Genomic DNA, 20,893 nt, shown 5'->3' on the forward strand with positions numbered 1-20,893 from the left:
CTTCGAGGGCGGCGAACCCAGCGGGTACGGTGTGGCCATGACGAGCCACGCCCACCCCGCGAACCCCCCGGCCCACCCGACCGCCGAGCAGGAGGTCGCGCGCATCTGCCAGGACCTGCTGCGCATCGACACGTCGAACTTCGGGGACGGGTCGGGCCCGGGCGAGCGCGCCGCGGCCGAGTACGTCATGGCCTCGCTCCACGAGGTCGGGCTGAGCCCCGAGCTGTTCGAGTCCGCACCGGGACGGGCGAGCGTCGTGGTGCGCCTGCCGGGTCAGGACCCCACGCGCCCCGCGCTCGTCCTGCACGGGCACCTCGACGTCGTCCCCGCACAGGCCTCGGACTGGTCCGTGGACCCGTTCGCGGGCGAGGAGAAGGACGGGCTGCTGTGGGGGCGCGGCGCGGTCGACATGAAGGACATGGACGCGATGATCCTCGCGGTCGTGCGCCAGATGGTCCGCGAGGGCCGCAAGCCCGCACGCGACGTCGTCGTGGCGTTCTTCGCCGACGAGGAGGCGGGCGGCACGTACGGCGCGAGCTGGGCCGTCGACCACCGCCCCGAGATCTTCGAGGGCGCGACCGAGGCCATCAGCGAGGTCGGTGGGTTCTCCGTGGACATCGACGGCAAGCGTGCCTATCTGCTCCAGACCGCCGAGAAGGGCATCGCCTGGCTGAAGCTCGTCGCCGACGGCCGCGCCGGGCACGGCTCGCAGGTCAACACCGACAACGCCGTGACGCACCTCGCGGCCGCGGTCGCGCGCATCGGTGCCTACCAGTGGCCGTACACCATCACGCCCACGGTCGACGCGCTGCTGCGCGGCGTGGCCGACCTGACCGGACTGCCCTACGACCCTCGCGACCAGGCCGGTATCGACGCGCTCGTCGCGGCCCTCGGCCCGGCCGCGAAGTTCGTCGGCGCGACCGTACGTCACACGTCCAACCCGACCCAGCTGGGCGCAGGCTACAAGGCCAACGTCATCCCCGGGCGCGCAGAGGCCGCAGTCGACGTGCGCCTGCTGCCCGGGCACGAGGACGAGGGCTTCGCGGTCATCGAGGGGCTCGTGGGCGAGCACGTGCGGATCGAGCCCATCCACCGCGACATCTCGCTCGAGGTGCCCTTCGAGGGCGACCTGGTCGACGCCATGATCGCGTCGCTGCACGCCGAGGACCCGGGCGCCACGGTCCTGCCGTACACGCTCTCGGGCGGGACCGACAACAAGTCCCTCGCGCGGCTCGGCATCACGGGCTACGGGTTCGCGCCGCTCCAGCTCCCCGCGGACCTGGACTTCTCCGGCATGTTCCACGGGGTCGACGAGCGCGTGCCCGTCGCGTCCCTGAAGTTCGGCGTGCGCGTCCTGGACCGCCTGCTGCGGACCTGCTGAGGCGACCGCGCCCTGCCCGTCGACGAGCCCGGCGGGCAGGGGCGGCCGGACCCCGCCGAGGGCGGGGCGAGCTCAGAGGGTCGAGCGCACCCGGATGATCTTGCGGCGCAGCCACACGCGCCGCTCGCCGCCCACGTACAGGCGTGTGCGCTCGAGCTCCCAGTGGCCGTGCTCGGCCTCGTCGGTCAGGAGGCGGACCGCGTCGTGCCGGCTCACCGACCTGTCGATCGTGAGCACCCGGTACTCGTACTGGCCGCCGTTCTCGGCCCAGCCGGTCCGCTGCCGAGGGGTCGTGCTCGTCATCCGTCACCGTCCACGCGTTCGTTCCGAGCCGGGGGAGCGGTGAGCCGTACCTCACCCTCCCGCCGAGGGATTCCGAGTGCCATTGTGCCTCGCGCAGGTCTACCGTCAGGGTATGACCGCTGACCCGCGCGCCGCTCTCGATCGATTCATCGCGGCCCTCGAGGCCCACTACACCGCGGTCGCCGCTCGCCGTGGCGAGGACGACCCGGCGGTCGACGACGCCTACTACGTGCTGGCCGACGCCTACGAGGTGTACGACGAGGCGCTCGCCCAGGTGCACGGCGAGGCCACGCCGTTCTACCTCGCGGAGGACGACGAGGACGACGACGACGAGGGTGACGAGGACGGCGACGACGAGGGCGACGAGCAGGACTTCGACGACCAGGACGAGGAGCTCGACCAGGTCGACCTGAGCGACGGCGTCAGCCGCTGACCCTCACCAGCGCTCGGGGTATCCGAGCGGCAGCGCGCTGACGTCGTCGAGCGCGTAGTGCACCGCGTCGGGCAGCTCGAGGTCGCAGGCCGCGAGCGAGGCGCGCAGCTGCGCGGGGGTGCGCGCCCCGACGATCGCGCTCGACACGGCCGGCCGCTCGAGCAGCCAGGCCAGGGCGACGTCGAGGGGTGCGCGGCCCAGGCCGTTCGCGGCCGTCGCCACGGCCTCGACGATCCCCGACGACGCCCCGTCGAGGTAGGGCTGCACGAACCCGGCCAGGTGCGAGGACGCACCGCGTGAGTCCGCGGGCAGTGAGCTGCGGTACTTGCCCGTGAGGACCCCCCGCCCCAGGGGGGACCACGCGAGGACCCCGAACCCCATCTCGGTCGCGGCCGGCACGACGTCGCGCTCGATCCCGCGCTGGAGCAGCGAGTACTCGAGCTCGACCGCGGCGAGCCCCACGTCACCGTGCGCGTCGAGCGAGGCCGCGGCGCGGGCGGCGGCCCATCCAGGGTGGTTGGACAGCCCCACGTAGCGCGCACGCCCCGTCGTGACCGCGAGCCGCAGCGCCGAGAGCGTCTCGGTGAACGGCGTGCGCGGGTCGGGGGTGTGGACCAGGAAGAGGTCGACGTGGTCCGTCCCCAGCCGTTCGAGCGAGGCGTCGAGCGAGTCGAGCAGCGCACCGCGCGAGGCGTCCACGGCGTTGCCGTCGGCCGTGGTCCGGATGCCCGCCTTGGTGCACAGCAGGACCTCGCGACGGTCGACCTTGCCCGCGAGGATCGAGCCGATCATGGACTCGCTGTCACCGCCGCCGTAGGAGGCCGCGGTGTCGACGAGGTTGCCCCCGGCGTCGACGAAGTCGCGGAGCTGCTCCGCGGCGTCGATCTCGTCGGTGTCGCGGCCCCACGTCATGGTCCCGAGGCCCAGGGGTGAGACGCGCAGGCCGGTACGACCGAGCTGACGAAGTTCCATGCGCGGCAGATTACCGGCCAGGGGCGCCCCCCGCCCGGACGTGGCGCGCGTCGCCGGGGTGAGGTCCGTCGCTCTGGGCCGACGCGTCCAGCCGGTGTCCGGGAGATGGCCGGCGTGCGGCGGCTCGGTGACGGTTGCCCCCGCGGCGCCTGTCGGTCCCGGAGGGCGGCGGCGGGGCAGGTATCGTGACCGCTCGTGAATGCGTGGGAAGCGATCCTCCTCGGCCTCGTCCAGGGCCTGACCGAGTTCTTGCCGGTGTCCTCGAGCGCGCACCTGCGCATCGTGGGAGAGCTGATCGGCTCCTCGGACCCGGGGGCCGCCTTCACGGCGATCACCCAGATCGGTACCGAGACGGCTGTCATCCTCTACTTCCGGCGAGACATCGCCACGATCTGCTCGGCCTGGTGGCGGGCGTTGCGCGGTGACAGCGGGACCGACTGGCGCTCGCGCATGGGCAAGCACGACCACCACGCCGCGATGGCATGGTTCATCGCGCTCGGCTCGATCCCGATCGTGGTCCTGGGCCTGGCGTTCCAGGACGCGATCGAGGCGTCGCTGCGCAACCTGTACATCACGGCCCTCACCCTGACCGTCTTCGCCCTGCTGCTCGGCTTCGCGGACCGGGTCGGTGCCAAGACGCGCACGCTCGACGAGCTGACGCCGCGCCAGGCCGTCGGTTTCGGGCTGGCGCAGGCGCTCGCCCTGGTCCCCGGAGTGTCCCGGTCGGGAGGCACCATCACGGCGGGCCTGCTCATGGGCTTCACACGCGAGGCCGCGGCCCGCTACTCGTTCCTGCTCGCGATCCCCGCGGTCCTGGGCTCGGGGTTCTACCAGCTCGCCAAGTCGGTCACGGGCGAGCCCGTCCCGGGGTCGCCGGGCTTCGGTGCGACCCTCATCGCGACCCTGGTCGCGTTCGTCGTGGGCTACCTCGTGATCATCGCGTTCCTCAAGATCGTCTCGACGTTCAGCTACAAGCCGTTCGTGATCTACCGGCTCGTGCTCGCTGCGGTCGTCGTGATCCTGCTCACGGTGGGCGTGCTCCAGCCGCTCGCCTGAGCGCCTACATCCAGCCGACCTTCTTGAACGCGCCGTAGAGCCCGAAGCAGCCGGCCACCATGATCGCGATGGCCAGGGGGTAGCCCAGCGTCCAGTGGAGCTCGGGCATGTGGTCGAAGTTCATGCCGTAGATCCCGCCCACGATCGTGGGGAACACGAGGATCGCTGCCCAGGCGCTGATCGTGCGCATGTCCTCGTTCTGGCGCACCGACACCTGGGACAGGTGCACCGAGAGCATGTCGGAGAGCAGGTCGTCGTGCGCGTCGAGGTGTCGGTCGATCCGTTCGACGGTCGACACGAGCCGCTCCATGAGCCGCTTGTCGAACGTGATGCGGGACCGGGCGCTGCCCGAGACCAGCTCGGGGAGCTCGGCCGTGATGGGCAGCAGAGCGCGGCGGGCCTCGGTGATCTCCCGCTTGAGGTCGTAGATGGGCACGACCGGGTCCACGTTCCGTTGCCGCTCGAACACGAGCTTCTCGACCTCGGCGACCGCGTCGCCGAGCGCGAGCTCGACGTCCGAGGCCGTGGCGACGAGCGCGAACAGCGCCTCCTCGGCGAGATGGCGGAACCCGGTGCTGCGTCCGTGCGACGGGCCGGTCAGGTGCTCGCGCATGCGGTCGTGGACGCCTGCGGCGCCCTTCTCGACCGTGACGACCACGTCGGGTCCCACGAGGAGGCAGAAGCTGCCCGTGCTGACCTGGCGGTCCTCCTCCTGGAACGACACGGTGGGCGTGACGACCAGGAGCCAGTCCATCCCGATGTGCTCGACGTGCGCGACGGGGTGCTTGACGCGCACGTGCACGGGCAGGTGCCCGCGGCCCACCTGGCTCGAGAGCCCGACGCCCAGCGCGTCCGCCGCGCTCACGAAGTCCTCGAGCGTGCGCACCTCGTACCAGCGCGTGCCGCCTGTTCCCTTGCCGCCCGATCCCTCGCCGCCGCTGCCCGACGTCTCGCTGTCGGTCCCGGCCGGAGCCCCCTCGCCGTCCTTCTCCCACCGGCCCGACCAGTCCCCGGGGTGCGTCACGGGTGTCACGCGCCCGTCGGGCCCCTCGACCCACAGCTCCTTGTACCGGGTGGGCTCCGAGCGCGGGGCGCCCTGTTCGTCGGGCCGGCCTCCGGTGGGGCGGGGGGCGTCGGGTCGTGTGGGTTGGCTCACCCCTGCATTCTGGCCCGACGGCGCAGGCGCGCCACCGGGGCGGGCGCGCCCTCGCCGTCGGGCACCTCGCCCGACGAGCGGGGCGGAACCCGCGGGACCGTTCGCGGTTAAGGTTGTCGCGTGCACTCCTGGCCCATGCCCCAGATCCCGTCCCTGCCCGGCCGCGGCCTCCCGATCCAGGTGCACGACAGCACCACCGGGGAGCTCGTCGTCGCCGCGGAGGGGGACACCGCGACCATGTACGTCTGCGGGATCACCCCGTACGACGCGACCCACATCGGGCACGCCGCGACCTACGTCGGGTTCGACCTCCTCAACCGCGCGTGGCGCGACGCGGGTCACACCGTGACGCACGCGTCCAACGTGACCGACGTCGACGACCCTCTGCTCGAGCGCGCGACCGCGACCGGCGTGGACTGGTGGGACCTCGCGGTCGAGCAGACGGCCCTGCTGGCCGAGGACATGACGGCTCTCGGCGTCGTGCCCCCCGACGTGTACCGCGGCGCGGTCGAGGCCATCCCCGACGTGGTCCAGGCCGTCGAGGCGCTCATCGAGGACGGCTTCGCCTACCGCGTCCCGGTCGAGCCCGGCGCGGGCGGAGACGCCCCCGAGCTCGGCGACGTGTACGCGGACCTGAGCGCCGACGCGCGCTTCGGCGCGGTCTCGCGGCTCAGCCGCGACGACATGGTGCGGCTCTTCGGCGAGCGCGGGGGAGACCCCGAGCGCGACGGCAAGAAGGACCCCCTCGACCCGCTGCTCTGGCGGCGCGAGCGTGTGGGCGAGCCCTCGTGGGACGGTGCGAGCCTCGGCACCGGGCGCCCCGGCTGGCACATCGAGTGCGCGGTCATCGCCCGTGACGGGCTGGGCCTACCCTTCGACATCCAGGGTGGCGGCGCCGACCTGCTCTTCCCGCACCACGAGATGTCGACCTCGCACGACCGCCTGCTCGACCACGGGTTCGGTGCGCGCAACCACGTGCACGCCGGCCTTGTCGCCTACCAGGGCGAGAAGATGAGCAAGTCGCGCGGGAACCTCGTGTTCGTCTCCGCCCTGCGCGCCACGGGCGTCGACCCCATGGCCATCCGCCTCGCGCTCCTCGCGCACCACTACCGCTCCGAGTGGGAGTGGACCGACGCGGACCTCCCGGCCGGCGTCGAGCGCCTCGAGCGCTGGCGCTCGGCCGTCTCCGGCAACGGCGGACCCGACGCCGACGCGACCCTCGCCGCGGTGCGCGAGGCGCTCGCGAACGACCTCGACGCGCCCACGGCGCTCGCGGCCGTCGACGCGTGGGCCGACGTCTCGCTCGCGGAGGGCCGGGACACCTCGGGTGACACCGAGGGCGCCCCCGGGGTGATCTCGCGGGCGGTCAACGCCCTGCTCGGGGTGCGTCTCTAGAACCTGTCGAACGGCCGGTGCAGCCGGCCGGTGGACGCCGCGGCCCGCGGCGCCTCCCCTGAGGGGGGCGCCGCGGGCCGCAGTCGTCCTGGGTCGCCCTGCCCGGGCCCTTCGCTAGGGCAGCGGCCCACCCGACCCGTTGTCGCGGCGGCGCAGGTAGCGCTCGAACTCGCGCGCGATCGCCTCGCCGCTCGCCTCGGGCAGCTCGGCCGTGTCCTTGGCCTCCTCGAGCTGCTGGACGTACTCCGCGATCTCGGCGTCCTCGGCCGCGAGCTCGTCGACGCCGTGCTGCCAGGCCACGGCCTCCTCGGGCAGGTCGCCCAGCGGGACGGGGTCCGACAAGAGCTCCTCGACCCGCGCCAGGATCGCGAGCGTGGCCTTGGGGGAGGGCGAGTTCGCGACGTAGTGCGGCACGGCCGCCCACAGCGACACCGACTGCATGCCGCGCTCGGCCGCCGCGTGCTGGAGCACGCCGACGATCCCCGTGGGGCCCTCGTACGAGCTCTGCTCGACGTCGAGGACCGCGCGCAGCCCCACGCTCTCCGACGTGGCCGTCATGGGGATGGGGCGCGTGTGCGGGACGTCGGCCAGCAGCGCGCCGATCGTCACGACGGTCGTGACCCCCTCGCGCTCGGCGATGTCGAGCAGCTCGCGGCAGAACGTGCGCCAGCGCATCGACGGCTCGATCCCGTGCACCAGGACCACGCGTCGCCCGCTGGCCGGCACGGTCACCGCGGTCACGGTCGTGGTGGGCCAGGTGATCTCCCGGCGGCCGTCGTCCGAGGTGGTCACGACCGGGCGGTTGACCTGGAAGTCGTGGTACTCCTCGGGGTCGATCGCTGCGATCTCCTCCGCGCCCCAGACGTCGTGCAGGTGCAGGAGCGCGGCGGTCGCGGCGCCCCCCGCGTCGTTCCACCCCTCGAACGCCGCCAGCATCACGGCCTGGCGAGGCTCGTCGGCCGACGACGGGGGTAGTGCCGGGGTGGTCGGCTCGGGCAGGTCGGCCGGGTCGATCGGTTCCGGGGTCTCGTTCATCGTCCCAGCCTAGGCCGCGCAGGCGGCGGGGCGGGGCAGCCGACGCGCACCACCCCCGACGGGGAGGCCGCGTGAGCGGGCGGGCTATGGTGGCAGGGACGGCCACGAACCGTCCCCCCGAGCATGGAGAATGCGTTGAACCCCCTGGAAGCACCCGATCTCACCCGCACCGACAGCGCCCCGCGCGAGGCGCTCGCCCTGCCACAAGCCGTCCTGTGGGACATGGACGGCACGCTCGTCGACACCGAGCCGTACTGGATCGCCGCCGAGCACGAGCTCGTCGAGGCGCACGGCGGCACCTGGTCGCACGAGCAGGCCCTGCAGATGGTCGGCAACCCCCTGACCGAGTCGGCCAAGATCCTCCAGGACGCGGGCGTCGACCTGCCCTCCGAGCAGATCATCGACTTCCTCATCTCGCGCGTGATCGAGCAGGTCCGCGTCGAGGTCCCCTGGCAGCCGGGAGCCCGAGAGCTCCTCGCGGAGCTCCGGGAGCGCGGCGTGCCGTGCGCCCTGGTGACGATGTCCTACCGATCGCTCGCCGAGCAGGTCGTCCAGATGGCGCCGGTCGGGTCGTTCGTGACCCTGGTGTGCGGCGACGAGGTCACGCACGGCAAGCCGCACCCCGAGCCGTACCTCGCGGCGGCCGAGCGGTTGGGCGTCGACGTGACACGCTGCGTCGCGATCGAGGACTCGCCCACGGGCATCGCGTCCGCGCGGGCTGCCGGCGCGGCGACGCTCGGCGTCGAGGCGGTCGTGCCCGTCCCGGTGCTGCCGGGACTGAGCCGCACGCCGTCGCTCGCGCTCGTCGACGTCGACGCGCTCTCGCGCATCCTCGCGGGCGACGTGGTCGACCTCATCGAGGACTGACGGGCTAGGGAGCGGCCGCCTCCGGGGCGATCCCGAGCGCCAGCTCGATCGCACCCTCGGGGATCTCCGGGGGCGTGCCGCCGAACTGCGGGCACAGGGCCTGGTGCGCGCACCACCCGCACAGCGGGGTCTTGCGCGGGGCCCACTGCCCGCTGCGGGCGGCCTGCGTGATCGAGGACCACAGCGTCCGCACCTGCTCCTCGACCGCGACGAGGTCCGCCTCCTGCGGCTCGGCGCGCAGCACCTGGCCGTCGCCCAGGTAGACGAGCTGGAGCATCTTGGGGATCTCACCCCGCTCGCGCCACAGCACCAGGCCGTAGAAGCGCATCTGGAACAGCGCCGAGCCCTGGTACTGGGGCCGGGGGGTCTTGCCCGTCTTGTAGTCGACGACCCGCATCGCGCCGTTCGGGGCGACGTCCAGCCGGTCCACGATGCCGCGCAGCAGCGGCCCGTCCTCGAGCTGGGTCTCGACGAACATCTCGCGCTCGGCCGGCTCGAGGCGGTTGGGGTCCTCGAGCGTGAAGTAGGTGCCCAGGAGGTTCCCGGCACCCTCGAGCCACTCCTCGACCGCGCCCTCCGCCGCGCTGCCCGCTCCGCCCGCGTCCGCGAAGAGCTCGGCGTAGCGGGGCTCGGCCTCCTGGAGGCGGTCCCACTCGCCCGGGACCATGGCCTGGGCTGCCGCGAGCGTGCGCTCGCCCACCGGGGCGTCGTACAGCCGCTCGAGCACCGAGTGGACCAGGGTGCCGCGCGCGGCCGCCGCGCTGGGCGGCTCGGGGAGCCGGTCCACGACCCGGAACCGGAACAGCAACGGGCACTGCATGAAGTCGTTCGCCCGCGACGGCGACAGCGCCGGGCGCCGGCGCTCGCGGGGGGAGTCGCCGACGGGCTCGACCGTCATGTCGGTGGAGTCGGTGCCGACGAGGTCGGGGGCGAGGGACGTCATGCGTCGAGCCTACGTGTCGACGCCCACACGGCCGCCACGCCCCACAGCACGGGTTCGGCACAGGTGACCGACATAGGGTGTCGACGTGGAGACCACCCCGGCACCGGCCCGTCGCGCCCCCCGAGACCCGCGCCTGACGAAGGGCTGGGTCATCGGCCGGGTGTCGGGTGCGCCCGTCATCCTCACGCCCTCGTGGTTCCTCGCCGCGGCCGTCCTGACGCTCCTGTTCGCCCCGACCGTGCGCAGCTTCGCGCCCGGCCTGGGCGTGGGGATCTATCTCGTCTCGTTCGTGTTCGTGCTGCTGCTGTTCGTCTCGGTCTTCCTGCACGAGGTCGCCCACGCCGTGGTCGCCAAGTCCCGTGGGCACGAGGTCACCGAGCTCGCGGTGACGATCTGGGGCGGGCACACGGCCTACTCGGGCACGTCGCGACGTCCCCTCGACGGGATCCTCATCTCGGTCGTGGGCCCGCTGACGAACCTGCTCCTCGCGGTCGTGTGCTGGTTCGCGTTCCAGGCGCAGCCGACCATGACCGTCCCCGCTCTGCTGCTGTACGCGGCGGCTTTCTCCAACGCGTTCGTGGGGGTCTTCAACCTGCTGCCCGGTCTGCCGCTCGACGGGGGACAGATCCTCGAGTCCGCGGTCTGGGCCGTCACGGGGTCCCGGACCCGGGGCACGATCGTCGCGGGCTGGGTCGGGCGTGTCATGGCCGTGGGCGTCGTGGCGTGGGCCCTGGGCTGGCCCCTGCTCAACGGGTACGAGGTGGACCTGTTCACGGTCGCGTGGGCCGCGCTGATCGGCGCGTTCCTGTGGTCCGGGGCGGGGGCGGCGATCACGAACGGCCGCACGCGCGAGGCGGTCGCGGGCCTCACGGTGGCCTCGCTCGCGTACCCGGCCGTCGCCGTGCCCGTGGCCACCACGGTGTCCGACGCCGTCGCGGCGGCCCAGCGCGCGGGCGCGGGGCACGTCGTGCTCACCGACGCGCTCGGGCACCCCGTGGCCTACGCCGACCCCGCGGCCGTCGCGGCCGTGCCGCCCGCCCAGGCGCCGCTGACCCCGGTCGGGGCCGTCGCCGTCGGGCTGCCGCCCACCGCGCAGGTGGACGTGCACCTCGCAGGCCAGGCCATGCTCGACGCGGTCGCCTCCGCGACGCGCGACGCACCCCTGCTCGTCGTGACGGACGCCGGGCGCGTCGTCGGGCTGCTCGACGTGAGCCACGTCGTCGCGGCGCTCCAGGCCGCGCGCGGACGCTGAGGGCCCCGGCCCCGCTGACGGACGGGACTCCCGCGCCGGGCAGCCCGACTAGGATGGTCGCCCGTGACCCAAGAGCCCACGCACGACGCGCCCGCCCCGTCCGCCCCGAGCGACGCCCCCGCCTCGCCGGCCCCCACGGCGACCGGCGCCGACGTGCGCCGCGGCCCGCTGCGGCTCGGTGACAAGGTCCAGCTGACGGACCCGCGCGGTCGCCTGCACACCATCACCCTCGCGACCGGGGCCACGTTCCACACGCACCGCGGCTACCTCAACCACGAGGACCTGGTCGGCCTGCCCGAGGGCTCGGTCGTGCGCAACACCGCGGGCATCGAGTACCTCGCGCTGCGCCCGCTGCTGGCCGACTACGTCCTGTCGATGCCGCGCGGCGCGGCCGTGGTCTACCCCAAGGACGCGGGTCAGATCGTCGCGATGGCGGACATCTACCCCGGTGCGCGCGTCATCGAGGCCGGCGTCGGCTCGGGCGCGCTGACCATGTCGCTCCTGCGCGCGGTCGGCGACCAGGGCTCGGTGCACTCGATCGAGCGTCGCGAGGACTTCGCCGCGATCGCGCGCGGCAACGTCGAGCTGTTCTTCGGCGGGGAGCACCCCGCGTGGGAGCTCTCGGTCGGGGACCTGTCCGACGTCCTGCCCCAGGTCGCGGAGAACGGCTCGATCGACCGGGTCGTGCTCGACATGCTCGCGCCGTGGGAGAACCTCGACGCGGTCGCCGACGCGCTCGCACCGGGCGGTGTGCTGATCTGCTACGTCGCGACCGCGACCCAGCTCTCGCGCCTCGCCGAGGACCTGCGCGCCGACGGGCGCTACGCCGAGCCCTCGGCCTGGGAGTCCCTTGTCCGCGGCTGGCACCTCGAGGGCCTCGCGGTGCGCCCGCAGCACCGCATGGTCGGGCACACGGGCTTCCTGCTCACCGCTCGCCGCCTGGCCGACGGCACGGTCGCGCCCCTGCGCAAGCGTCGCCCCGCCAAGGGCTCGTACCCCGTCGCCGAGGAGTGGACGCCCGAGGACCTGGGCGAGCGGTCGGTCTCCGACAAGCGCGTGCGTCGCGTGCGCCGTGACGTCGGCCAGGGCCCGCAGCTCGACCCGCGCACGGGCCAGCCGCTCGTGCCCGTCCCCGACGACGAGGCCGCGGACGTCGCCGGCACAGTGGAGGGCGCCGCGGACACCCTGGACGTTTCGGACGCCGTCGACAACGATTGAGGAACGACGGTCTCAGCAGGGGTGTCCCTGCAGCGGCCGCCCAGGTCTTGTGCGTAAGGTCGAGCCTCGATCACCGGGCTGCCGGAGGTCGGTGACGCGCCGGTGACGGGGTCGACCGCACGACCTCCTGACGGCGCCAGGCGAGAGGGAGAAGCCGGATGACCGAGACACCTGGACTGACACCTGGACAGACCCCGAGCCGTGACAGTGAACGCCAGCAGGCGATCCTGTCGGCCAAGAACGAGCGCCTCGCGGAGGCGCTGCGTGCGGCGCGGGACCAGATCATCGACCTCAAGCGTCAGATCGACGAGCTCGCCAAGCCGCCGGGGACGTACGCGGTCTTCCTCGGAGCCCACCCGGACGGGACGGTCGACGTCTCCGCCGCGGGCCGCAAGATGCACGTGGGCGCGAGCCCCAGCCTCGACCTGTCGACGCTGCACCCGGGCCAGGAGGTCAAGCTCAACGAGGCCATGACCGTGGTCTCGGCGGGCGGCTACGAGCAGGTCGGGGAGCTCGTGACCGTCAAGGAGCTCCTGGGCTCGGACCGCGCGCTCGTCGTCGGGCGCTCGGACGAGGAGCGCGTGGTCCGTCTCGCGGGCTCGCTCGCCGACGCGCCGCTGCGCATCGGGGACTCGCTCACGATCGACACGCGCAGCGGCTTCGTGTTCGAGATCGTGCCCAAGTCCGAGGTCGAGGAGCTGGTCCTCGAGGAGGTCCCGGACATCGACTACTCGGACATCGGCGGGCTGGGGCCGCAGATCGAGCAGATCCGCGACGCGGTCGAGCTACCGTTCAGCCACCCGGACCTGTTCCGCGAGCACGGGCTGCGCCCGCCCAAGGGCGTCCTGCTGTACGGGCCGCCCGGGTGCGGCAAGACGCTCATCGCCAAGGCCGTGGCCAACTCCCTCGCGCACACGGTCGCCAAGGCGCGGGCCGCGGCGGGCGAGCTCGCGGGCGAGGAGGTCACCTCGGACCCGGACGGCGCCAAGAGCTACTTCCTCAACGTCAAGGGCCCCGAGCTGCTCAACAAGTACGTGGGGGAGACCGAGCGCCACATCCGGCTGATCTTCGCCCGTGCCCGGGAGAAGGCCTCGCAGGGCACGCCCGTCGTGGTCTTCTTCGACGAGATGGAGTCGCTGTTCCGCACGCGGGGCACCGGGCTGTCCTCGGACGTCGAGACCACGATCGTGCCCCAGCTCCTGAGCGAGATCGACGGCGTCGAGCGCCTCGACAACGTGATCGTCATCGGCGCGTCCAACCGTGAGGACATGATCGACCCCGCGATCCTGCGGCCCGGTCGTCTCGACGTGAAGATCAAGATCGAGCGACCGGACGCCGAGGGCGCCAAGGAGATCTTCGCGAAGTACCTGACGACCGACCTGCCGATCCACCCCGAGGACCTCGCCGAGCACGGGGGCAGCGCCCAGGGTGCGATCGACGCCATGATCACGAGCGTGGTCGAGCGCATGTACTCCCAGGAGGACGAGAACCAGTTCCTCGAGGTCACGTACGCGAGCGGCGACAAGGAGGTCCTGTACTTCAAGGACTTCAACTCGGGGGCCATGATCCAGAACGTCGTGGACCGCGCCAAGAAGTCCGCGATCAAGGACCTCCTGGCGACCGGTCAGCGCGGCATCCGGGTCGAGCACCTGCTCGCGGCGTGCGTCGACGAGTTCAAGGAGAACGAGGACCTGCCCAACACGACCAACCCGGACGACTGGGCGCGCATCTCGGGCAAGAAGGGCGAGCGCATCGTCTTCATCCGCACGATCGTCCAGAAGAAGGGCGACGGGGCGGGGGCCGTGGCGCGCACGATCGACACGGTCACGAGCACGGGGCAGTACTTGTAGGTGCCCGCGGGCACGGATGCCGGCGCGAGGCGCCGTGCAGCACGGCCAGGCCCGACGGCGCAGCCCGCCGCCGGGCCTGGCGCGCGTCCGGGACGACTCACCCAGGGCGGAACCCGGCCCGTGGGAGCCGAGCCGTGGACAGCCCGCCCCGCCGTCGGGACCCCGGCATAGGGTGGTGCTCGTGACCGTGCGACGCGTGATGGGGATCGAGACCGAGTACGGCGTGCTGCAGCCCGGGCGACCGCAGGCGAACCCGATGCTCCTGTCGAGCCAGGTCGTGACCACCTACCGGGCGCTCGCGGCCCGCGCGGACGGGGCCCGGGGCAAGGCCCGCTGGGACTACGACGACGAGGACCCCCTGCAGGACGCCCGGGGCTTCCACCTCCAGCGTTCGGCGGCCCATCCCTCGCTCCTGACGGACGACCCGACCCGCCCGGCGCCGTCGGGCCCCGTGACGGCCCGGGCACAGGGCGCGGAGACCTTCCAGGAGGTCGCCCGGCCCACGCACGAGGACTACGACGACCCGAGCGCCGCGAACGTCATCCTGACGAACGGGGCGCGCCTGTACGTCGACCACGCGCACCCCGAGTACTCCTCGCCCGAGGTGACCAACCCGACCGACGCGGTGTGCTGGGACGTCGCGGGCGAGCGCATCATGCTCGCGGCCTCGCGCGAGCTGGGCGCGGTCCCGGGCTCGGAGGTCGCGCTCTACAAGAACAACGTCGACGGCAAGGGCGCGTCCTACGGCACGCACGAGAACTACCTCGTGGACCGGGCCGTGCCGTTCGCCACGCTCGTCGAGCTGCTCACCCCCTTCCTCGTGACACGGCAGGTGTTCACGGGCTCAGGACGCGTCGGCCTGGGCTCGGTGGGCCAGGAGCCGGGCTTCCAGCTCTCGCAGCGGGCCGACTACATGGAGGCCGAGGTCGGCCTCGAGACGACGCTGCGCCGCCCCATCGTCAACACGCGTGACGAGCCGCACGCCGACCGCCAGCGCTGGCGTCGCCTGCACCTGATCATCGGGGACGCGAACCTCTTCGAGGTCGCGACCTACCTCAAGCTCGGCACCACGTCCCTCGTGCTGTTCGTGATCGAGCAGCTCGACGCGCTCTCTGCGGTCGAGGGCCCCTCCGGGGCCTCGCTGCGCGCCGAGCTCGCGGCCCTGCGCCTGCACGACCCGGTGTCCGACGTGCAGAAGGTCAGCCGCGACCTCGACCTCACGGCGCCGCTCCTGCTCGCGGACGGGCGTCACCTGACGGCGCTCGAGGTGCAGCGGACCTACGCCGACGTGGCCCGCCGGGCCGCGGAGCACCTGGGTCCTCTCGACGACCAGACCCGCGCGGTCCTCGACCGCTGGGACTCGGTCCTGGCCCGCCTCGGGACGGACCTGGCGTCGTGCGCCCGGGAAGTCGAGTGGGTCGCCAAGCTGCGCCTGCTCGACCGCCTGCGCCGCCGCGACCACCTCGACTGGGACCACCCGCGGCTGGCAGCGATGGACCTCCAGTGGTCCGACGTGCGCCCCGAGCGCAGCATCTACCACCGGTTGCTCGCCGCAGGGGCCGCCGAGCGGCTCGTCGACGAGCGGGCGGTCTCCCAGGCCGTCCACCACGCGCCCGAGGACACCCGGGCGTACTTCCGGGGCGAGGTCATGGCCCGGTTCGGCGACGAGGTCTCGGCCGCGAGCTGGGACTCGGTGATCTTCGACGTCGCCGGCGCCCCCTCGCTCCAGCGCGTGCCCATGCTCGACCCGCTGCGCGGGACCCGGGCGCACATCGGCGCGCTGCTCGAGGCGAGCAAGGACGCCGGAGCGCTGCTCACACGCCTGTCCGGGACGTCGCGATGACTCGCACGCGCGGCGCGCTCCGGCGCGGACCCGGCCGGAGAGCCTAGGCTTCGAGAAGACGCGGTCCCCGTCACGGCGGTCCGCACCGCACGTCAGCACGGCACGTCAGCAGGATCGACACACCCAGGAGGCGAAGATGGCCCAGGAACGCACCAGCGCATCGCACGAGGACCGCCGTCCCGACGACGACGCGGCGCCCGCGCCCGTCGCCCCGCAGGCGCAGAGCCGGGACGCGGAGGTCGACTCGCTCCTGGAGGAGATCGACGAGGTCCTCGAGTCCAACGCCGAGTCCTTCGTCAGGGGCTTCGTCCAGAAGGGCGGCGAGTAGCCGAGAGGGGCCGGGAGCTGATGACCATGGACTTCTCCGGGCGTCTGCCGCACGCCTTCACCACCCCGGGCTCCTCGTCGTTCGTGGAGTTCCTCGCGAACCACGCCCCCGACCTCCTGCCGTCCCACCGGGTCGGCACCACGGGGGCCGCGGGGCACGCCGCCCCGGCGGGGCCGGGGGCCCAGCTCGCGCCGCACGCGACCACGATCGTCGCCCTGACCTTCGGGGACGCCGGGCCTGCGGGCGCGGGAGGTGAGGTCGGCGTGGTCATGGCGGGCGACCGCCGCGCCACGATGGGCTCGATGATCGCGAACCGGGAGATCGAGAAGGTCTTCCCGGCCGACGAGTTCTCCGCGGTGGGCATCGCGGGTACCGCCGGGATCGCCGTCGAGCTCGTGCGCCTCTTCCAGCTCGAGCTCGAGCACTACGAGAAGATCGAGGGTGCCCTGCTGTCGCTCGACGGCAAGGCGAACCGCCTCTCGACCATGATCCGTCAGAACCTGGGCCTCGCGATGCAGGGCCTGGCCGTGGTGCCCTTGTTCGCGGGGTACGACCTGGACCGGGGGACGGGCCGCATCTTCTCGTACGACGTCACGGGCGGACGCTACGAGGAGCGCGACCACCACAGCGTCGGCTCGGGATCGGTCTTCGCCCGCGGCTCGCTCAAGAAGCGCTGGCACCCGGGGCTCGACGCCCAGGGCGCGGTGCACGTCGCGGTCGAGGCGCTCTACGACGCGGCCGACGACGACTCGGCGACGGGGGGCCCGGACTCCGTCCGGCAGATCTGGCCCGTGGTCGTCACGGTGACGGCCGACGGGTACCGGCGCGTGCCCGACGACGAGCTCGCCGCGGTCGCGGCGCAGATCGTCGCCGAGCGCACCGAGCAGGCCGACGGGAACCGCGCCGCGCGCCCCCGGGCACCGCGGACCGCAGGACAGGGAGGTGACGCACAGTGAGCATGCCGTTCTACGTCTCGCCCGAGCAGCTCATGAAGGACCGGGCGGACTTCGCGCGCAAGGGCATCGCCCGCGGTCGCTCGGTCGTCGTGCTCGCCTACGACGACGGCATCGCGTTCGCGACGCACAACCCGTCCAGGTCGCTGCACAAGATCTCGGAGATCTACGACCGCATCGCGTTCGCGGCCGTGGGCAAGTACAACGAGTTCGAGAACCTGCGCGTCGCGGGCGTGCGCTACGCCGACCTGCGCGGCTACTCCTACGACCGGGCCGACGTCAACGCCCGCGGGCTCGCGAACGCCTACGCGCAGACGCTCGGCACGGTCTTCACGACCGAGTCCAAGCCGCTCGAGGTCGAGCTCGTCGTGGCCGAGGTGGGGCCCAGCCCCGCGCAGGACCAGATCTACCGGCTCTCCTACGACGGGTCGGTCGCGGACGAGACCGGGTTCGTCGTCATGGGAGGTCAGGCCGAGCAGCTCGGGCGCGACCTGGGCGAGGCGTGGCGTCCCGGGATGACCCTGCCCGAGGTCCTGCACCTCGCGGTCTCGACGCTCGGCGGCGCCGACGCACGTGACGCTCCCGAGGGCGAGCAGGCCATCCCCGCGAGCCAGCTCGAGGTCGCGGTGCTCGACCGCACGCGCCCGCGCCGGGCGTTCCGCCGGCTCACCGGCACGGTGCTGGCCGGTCTGCTCGAGGAGAAGCCAGAGGAGGCTCCGCATGGACCGTAGGATCTTCGGCCTCGAGACCGAGTACGGCGTGACGTGCGCGTCCGACGACGGGCGCGGCCTGTCCGCGGACGAGGTCGCGCGCTACCTGTTCCGCAAGGTCGTCGCGTGGGGCCGGTCGTCGAACGTGTTCCTGCGCAACGGGTCGCGCCTGTACCTCGACGTCGGCTCCCACCCCGAGTACGCGACGGCCGAGTGCGACGACGTGCGCCAGCTCGTGGCCTACGACCGGGGCGGCGAGCGCATCCTCGAGGGGCTCGTCGCGGACGCCCAGGAGAGGCTCGAGCACGAGGGCCTGCCCGGCCGGATCCACCTGTTCAAGAACAACACCGACTCGGCGGGCAACTCCTACGGCTGCCACGAGAACTACCTCGTGCGCCGCCAGGGCGACTTCTCGCGGCTCTCCGACGTGCTGGTGCCGTTCCTCATCACGCGCCAGGTGCTCACGGGGGCAGGCAAGATCCTCGCGACGCCGCGCGGGGCGATCTTCGCGCTGTCGCAGCGCGCGGACCACATCTGGGAGTCCGTCTCGAGCGCGACCACGCGCTCGCGCCCCATCATCAACACGCGCGACGAGCCCCACGCGGACGCCGAGCAGTACCGGCGTCTGCACGTGATCGTCGGGGACTCGTCCATGGCCGAGACCACGACCATGCTCAAGGTCGGGGCGACCGACCTGATCCTGCGCATGATCGAGGCAGGGGTGCCCATGCGGGACATGGCGCTCGAGAACCCCATCCGGTCGATCCGCGAGATCAGCCACGACATGACGGGTCGTCACCCCGTGCAGATGGCGAACGGGCGCACCGTGACCGCGGTGGACCTGCAGGGCGAGTACCTCCAGCGCGTCAAGGAGTACGTCGACGCGAACGAGACGCCCACGCCCGTCGTCAAGCAGGTCCTGGACCTGTGGGAGCGCGGGCTGCGGGCGCTGGAGACCGACGACCTCTCGCTCGTCGACCGCGAGCTGGACTGGGTCATCAAGCTCAAGATCCTGAGGCGCTACCAGGAGAAGCACGGGCTGGAGCTCGACGACCCGCGCATCGCGCGCCTCGACCTCGCGTACCACGACATCTCGCGCACCGAGGGCCTGTACAACATGCTCGCGGCGCGCGGCATGGTCGAGCGGATCACGACCGACCTCGAGGTGTTCGAGTCCACGGCCGTCCCGCCGCAGACGACACGTGCCAAGCTGCGGGGCGACTTCGTGCGCAAGGCGCAGGAGGCCCGCCGCGACTACACGGTCGACTGGGTGCACCTCAAGCTCAACGACCAGGCGCAGCGCACGGTGCTGTGCAAGGACCCGTTCCAGAACGTCGACGAGAGGGTCGAGCGGCTCATCGAGTCGATGTGACGGGACTCCCGCCCGCGGGCCGGACCGAGCAGTGACCGGGGAGCCTCCACCGTTAAGGTGGTGGCTCCCTGTCCCGTCTTGCCCGAGGAGCGTCGTGCGTCGTGTGTCCCGCCGGCCTGCGGCCGTCGTCCTGGCCCTGGTGGTCGCGGTGTCCGCCGTCGGCTGCGCAGAACCGACGGGGAACGCGGCTCCCGCCAACACGCAGGTCGCGGTCTCCGGGCTGCTCGGCGAGCCCCCCGTGGTCACGTTCGACCAGCCTCTGACGATTCCCGAGACCCGCTCCGAGGTCCTCGTACCGGGGACGGGCGAGGCCCTGGTCGAGGGACAGCCGGTCCTCCTGAACATGTACGGGGTCGACGGGCGCGACGGGTCGGTGATCCAGAGCACCTTCGTCGACGCTCCTGCGGCGCACCGGCTCACCGCCGAGTCCCTCGGCTCGGAGGTCGTCGACGCCCTGGTGGGCCAGCGCGTCGGTGCCCGGGTCCTGTTCCTCGAAGAGGCGGACGACGTCCCGGTCGTGCTCGTGATCGACGTGCTGCCCTCCCGGGCGACCGGCGAGGCCGTGGCACCGGTCGAGGGGCTCCCGGTCGTGACGCTCGACGCCGACGGCGTCCCGTCGGTCGAGGTGCCCGCGGACACGGCCCCACCGGGCGACCTGATCGTCCAGCCGCTCGTGCGGGGCGCCGGCGTGCAGATCGAGGCGGGCCAGGTCATCACGGTCCGCTTCACGGGCGTCGCGTGGTCCACGGGCGAGGTCGTCGACTCGAACTGGGCGCCCGGGTCCCTGCCCGCCTCGACCATGGTCGGCATCGGCCAGATCATCGAGGGGTGGGAACAAGGGCTTCTCGAGCAGAGCGTCGGCAGCCAGGTGCTGCTGGTCGTCCCCCCGTCGCTCGCCTACGCGGGGACCGCCAAGCCGTTCGCGGACGAGACGCTGGTCTACGTCGTGGACATCCTGGACGCACACTTCCCGGTGGTCGACGAGACCCCGGGTTCCGAAGGTCAGACGGAAGGTCAATAGCTCATGTCGGTCACGGTCCGTGTCATCCCCTGCCTGGACGTCGACGCAGGTCGCGTCGTCAAGGGGGTCAACTTCGAGAACCTGCGGGACGCGGGCGACCCGGTCGAGCTCGCGGCCCGCTACGACGCCGAAGGGGCCGACGAGCTGACGTTCCTCGACGTCTCTGCCTCGTCGGGCAACCGTGAGACCACGTACGACGTGGTGCGGCGCACGGCCGAGCAGGTCTTCGTGCCGCTCACGGTCGGGGGCGGCGTGCGGACCACCGACGACGTGGACAAGCTCCTGCGCGCGGGCGCGGACAAGGTGGGCGTCAACACGGCCGCGATCGCCCGCCCCGAGCTCATCGCGGAGATCGCGGACCGGTTCGGCAGCCAGGTGCTCGTGCTCTCGGTCGACGCGCGTCGCGTGAGCGGCGAGACCCGCACCGAGTCGGGCTACGAGGTGACCACGCACGGTGGTCGCCGCGGCACGGGCATCGACGCGGTCGAGTGGGCCGCGCGCGCGGCGGGGCTGGGTGCGGGGGAGATCCTGCTGAACTCGATGGACGCCGACGGCATGACGAGCGGGTTCGACCTGGAGATGTTCGCGGCCGTGCGTCCCGAGGTGAGCGTCCCGCTCATCGCGAGCGGCGGGGCGGGCACCCCGGAGCACTTCGCGCAGGCGGCGCAGGCGGGGGCGGACGCGGTCCTCGCGGCGAGCGTCTTCCACTTCCGGACCCTGACGATCGGTGACGTCAAGGCGCACATGCGCGACGCGGGCGTCCTGGTCCGCTGAGGTCGGGACGCGGGGGGGGGGGGGGGGGGGG

At 72.7% G+C, this 20,893-nt stretch carries 20 protein-coding genes; 15 read left to right on the forward strand and 5 right to left on the reverse strand.

The features are described 5' to 3' along the window. Positions 1–37 precede the first annotated feature (37 nt). Complete coding sequence (locus tag H9641_RS14000) at positions 38–1,381, forward strand: M20/M25/M40 family metallo-hydrolase (RefSeq protein ID WP_191804779.1); 1,344 nt, start codon at positions 38–40, stop codon at positions 1,379–1,381. A gap of 72 nt (positions 1,382–1,453) precedes the next feature. Here H9641_RS14000 and H9641_RS14005 read toward each other — a convergent pair whose 3' ends face one another. Beyond that, positions 1,454–1,684, reverse strand: a complete 231-nt coding sequence (locus H9641_RS14005; protein WP_056646951.1) for a DUF5703 family protein — start codon at positions 1,682–1,684, stop codon at positions 1,454–1,456. A gap of 112 nt (positions 1,685–1,796) precedes the next feature. Here H9641_RS14005 and H9641_RS14010 point away from each other — a divergent pair, with 112 nt between their 5' ends. Further along, on the forward strand, positions 1,797–2,117 hold the full coding sequence (locus H9641_RS14010; protein ID WP_191804781.1) for a primosomal protein: 321 nt from the start codon (positions 1,797–1,799) through the stop codon (positions 2,115–2,117). A gap of 3 nt (positions 2,118–2,120) precedes the next feature. On the opposite strand, the gene H9641_RS14015 is transcribed toward H9641_RS14010, so the two are convergent. Continuing rightward, positions 2,121–3,089: an aldo/keto reductase gene (locus tag H9641_RS14015; RefSeq protein WP_191804783.1), complete on the reverse strand. Its 969-nt coding sequence runs from the start codon at positions 3,087–3,089 to the stop codon at positions 2,121–2,123. A 195-nt stretch (positions 3,090–3,284) separates the two neighbouring features. Here H9641_RS14015 and H9641_RS14020 point away from each other — a divergent pair, with 195 nt between their 5' ends. After that, complete coding sequence (locus H9641_RS14020) at positions 3,285–4,145, forward strand: undecaprenyl-diphosphate phosphatase (protein WP_191804785.1); 861 nt, start codon at positions 3,285–3,287, stop codon at positions 4,143–4,145. 4 nt (positions 4,146–4,149) lie between these two features. On the opposite strand, the gene H9641_RS14025 is transcribed toward H9641_RS14020, so the two are convergent. Beyond that, entirely contained in the window at positions 4,150–5,301 is a 1,152-nt protein-coding gene (locus H9641_RS14025; RefSeq protein WP_191804787.1) for a CorA family divalent cation transporter, read from the reverse strand. Positions 5,302–5,421: 120 nt separating this feature from the next. Here H9641_RS14025 and mshC point away from each other — a divergent pair, with 120 nt between their 5' ends. After that, entirely contained in the window at positions 5,422–6,696 is a 1,275-nt protein-coding gene (mshC, locus tag H9641_RS14030; RefSeq protein WP_191804789.1) for a cysteine--1-D-myo-inosityl 2-amino-2-deoxy-alpha-D-glucopyranoside ligase, read from the forward strand. 114 nt (positions 6,697–6,810) lie between these two features. Here the strand turns inward: mshC and H9641_RS14035 are convergent, their stop codons facing one another. Continuing rightward, a complete protein-coding gene (locus H9641_RS14035; RefSeq protein WP_082608563.1) occupies positions 6,811–7,731 on the reverse strand; it encodes a PAC2 family protein in 921 nt (306 codons plus the stop codon). Between the two features lie 123 nt (positions 7,732–7,854). Here H9641_RS14035 and H9641_RS14040 point away from each other — a divergent pair, with 123 nt between their 5' ends. Then, positions 7,855–8,598 carry an HAD family hydrolase gene (locus H9641_RS14040; RefSeq protein WP_191804791.1) on the forward strand — a complete coding sequence of 248 codons (744 nt, stop codon included), beginning with the start codon at positions 7,855–7,857 and terminating at the stop codon, positions 8,596–8,598. A 4-nt stretch (positions 8,599–8,602) separates the two neighbouring features. On the opposite strand, the gene H9641_RS14045 is transcribed toward H9641_RS14040, so the two are convergent. Continuing rightward, complete coding sequence (locus tag H9641_RS14045) at positions 8,603–9,541, reverse strand: RecB family exonuclease (protein WP_404821948.1); 939 nt, start codon at positions 9,539–9,541, stop codon at positions 8,603–8,605. Positions 9,542–9,626: 85 nt separating this feature from the next. On the opposite strand from H9641_RS14045, the gene H9641_RS14050 reads away from it, so the two are divergent. The 10 genes from H9641_RS14050 to hisF all read left to right on the forward strand — a co-directional run bounded on the left by H9641_RS14050 (position 9,627) and on the right by hisF (position 20,862). Beyond that, complete coding sequence (locus H9641_RS14050; protein ID WP_318244595.1) at positions 9,627–10,793, forward strand: site-2 protease family protein; 1,167 nt, start codon at positions 9,627–9,629, stop codon at positions 10,791–10,793. Between the two features lie 153 nt (positions 10,794–10,946). After that, positions 10,947–12,011: a tRNA (adenine-N1)-methyltransferase gene (locus H9641_RS14055; RefSeq protein ID WP_318244600.1), complete on the forward strand. Its 1,065-nt coding sequence runs from the start codon at positions 10,947–10,949 to the stop codon at positions 12,009–12,011. 158 nt (positions 12,012–12,169) lie between these two features. Continuing rightward, positions 12,170–13,861: a proteasome ATPase gene (arc, locus tag H9641_RS14060; RefSeq protein ID WP_191804796.1), complete on the forward strand. Its 1,692-nt coding sequence runs from the start codon at positions 12,170–12,172 to the stop codon at positions 13,859–13,861. A 199-nt stretch (positions 13,862–14,060) separates the two neighbouring features. Next, positions 14,061–15,704 (forward strand): depupylase/deamidase Dop, encoded by a 1,644-nt coding sequence (dop, locus tag H9641_RS14065; protein ID WP_191804891.1) that lies wholly within the window; start codon positions 14,061–14,063, stop codon positions 15,702–15,704. A gap of 136 nt (positions 15,705–15,840) precedes the next feature. Beyond that, complete coding sequence (locus H9641_RS14070; RefSeq protein WP_056764875.1) at positions 15,841–16,032, forward strand: ubiquitin-like protein Pup; 192 nt, start codon at positions 15,841–15,843, stop codon at positions 16,030–16,032. Between the two features lie 20 nt (positions 16,033–16,052). After that, positions 16,053–16,988, forward strand: coding sequence for a proteasome subunit beta (gene prcB / locus H9641_RS14075; protein ID WP_191804798.1), 936 nt, complete (start codon positions 16,053–16,055; stop codon positions 16,986–16,988). After that, the gene (gene prcA, locus H9641_RS14080; RefSeq protein WP_191804800.1) at positions 16,985–17,716 is read left to right on the forward strand and encodes a proteasome subunit alpha; all 732 of its coding nucleotides are present in this window, start codon (positions 16,985–16,987) and stop codon (positions 17,714–17,716) included. Before prcB ends, prcA begins: the two co-directional genes overlap by 4 nt. Continuing rightward, positions 17,706–19,067: a Pup--protein ligase gene (gene pafA / locus H9641_RS14085; RefSeq protein ID WP_056646915.1), complete on the forward strand. Its 1,362-nt coding sequence runs from the start codon at positions 17,706–17,708 to the stop codon at positions 19,065–19,067. The genes prcA and pafA overlap by 11 nt, the downstream gene beginning before the upstream one ends. 94 nt (positions 19,068–19,161) lie before the next feature. Next, entirely contained in the window at positions 19,162–20,088 is a 927-nt protein-coding gene (locus tag H9641_RS14090; RefSeq protein ID WP_318244596.1) for an FKBP-type peptidyl-prolyl cis-trans isomerase, read from the forward strand. A gap of 3 nt (positions 20,089–20,091) precedes the next feature. Next, a complete protein-coding gene (gene hisF, locus H9641_RS14095; RefSeq protein WP_191804802.1) occupies positions 20,092–20,862 on the forward strand; it encodes an imidazole glycerol phosphate synthase subunit HisF in 771 nt (256 codons plus the stop codon). Positions 20,863–20,893: the final 31 nt, after the last annotated feature.

Origin of the sequence: Oerskovia merdavium (assembly GCF_014836755.1) — a bacterium.
Lineage (GTDB): Bacteria > Actinomycetota > Actinomycetes > Actinomycetales > Cellulomonadaceae > Oerskovia > Oerskovia merdavium.

Excerpts from the sequence above, each read along its gene's own strand:
- arc (WP_191804796.1), top strand. The coding sequence starts at position 12,170 with ATGACCGAGACACCTGGACTGACACCTGGACAGACCCCGAGCCGTGAC.
- H9641_RS14015 (WP_191804783.1), bottom strand. The coding sequence starts at position 3,089 with ATGGAACTTCGTCAGCTCGGTCGTACCGGCCTGCGCGTCTCACCCCTG.
- prcB (WP_191804798.1), top strand. The coding sequence starts at position 16,053 with ATGACCATGGACTTCTCCGGGCGTCTGCCGCACGCCTTCACCACCCCG.
- H9641_RS14040 (WP_191804791.1), top strand. The coding sequence starts at position 7,855 with ATGGAGAATGCGTTGAACCCCCTGGAAGCACCCGATCTCACCCGCACC.
- dop (WP_191804891.1), top strand. The coding sequence starts at position 14,061 with ATGGGGATCGAGACCGAGTACGGCGTGCTGCAGCCCGGGCGACCGCAG.
- H9641_RS14035 (WP_082608563.1), bottom strand. The coding sequence starts at position 7,731 with ATGAACGAGACCCCGGAACCGATCGACCCGGCCGACCTGCCCGAGCCG.
- H9641_RS14005 (WP_056646951.1), bottom strand. The coding sequence starts at position 1,684 with ATGACGAGCACGACCCCTCGGCAGCGGACCGGCTGGGCCGAGAACGGC.
- H9641_RS14045 (WP_404821948.1), bottom strand. The coding sequence starts at position 9,541 with ATGACGTCCCTCGCCCCCGACCTCGTCGGCACCGACTCCACCGACATG.
- H9641_RS14000 (WP_191804779.1), top strand. The coding sequence starts at position 38 with ATGACGAGCCACGCCCACCCCGCGAACCCCCCGGCCCACCCGACCGCC.
- H9641_RS14070 (WP_056764875.1), top strand. The coding sequence starts at position 15,841 with ATGGCCCAGGAACGCACCAGCGCATCGCACGAGGACCGCCGTCCCGAC.
- pafA (WP_056646915.1), top strand. The coding sequence starts at position 17,706 with ATGGACCGTAGGATCTTCGGCCTCGAGACCGAGTACGGCGTGACGTGC.
- H9641_RS14010 (WP_191804781.1), top strand. The coding sequence starts at position 1,797 with ATGACCGCTGACCCGCGCGCCGCTCTCGATCGATTCATCGCGGCCCTC.
- hisF (WP_191804802.1), top strand. The coding sequence starts at position 20,092 with ATGTCGGTCACGGTCCGTGTCATCCCCTGCCTGGACGTCGACGCAGGT.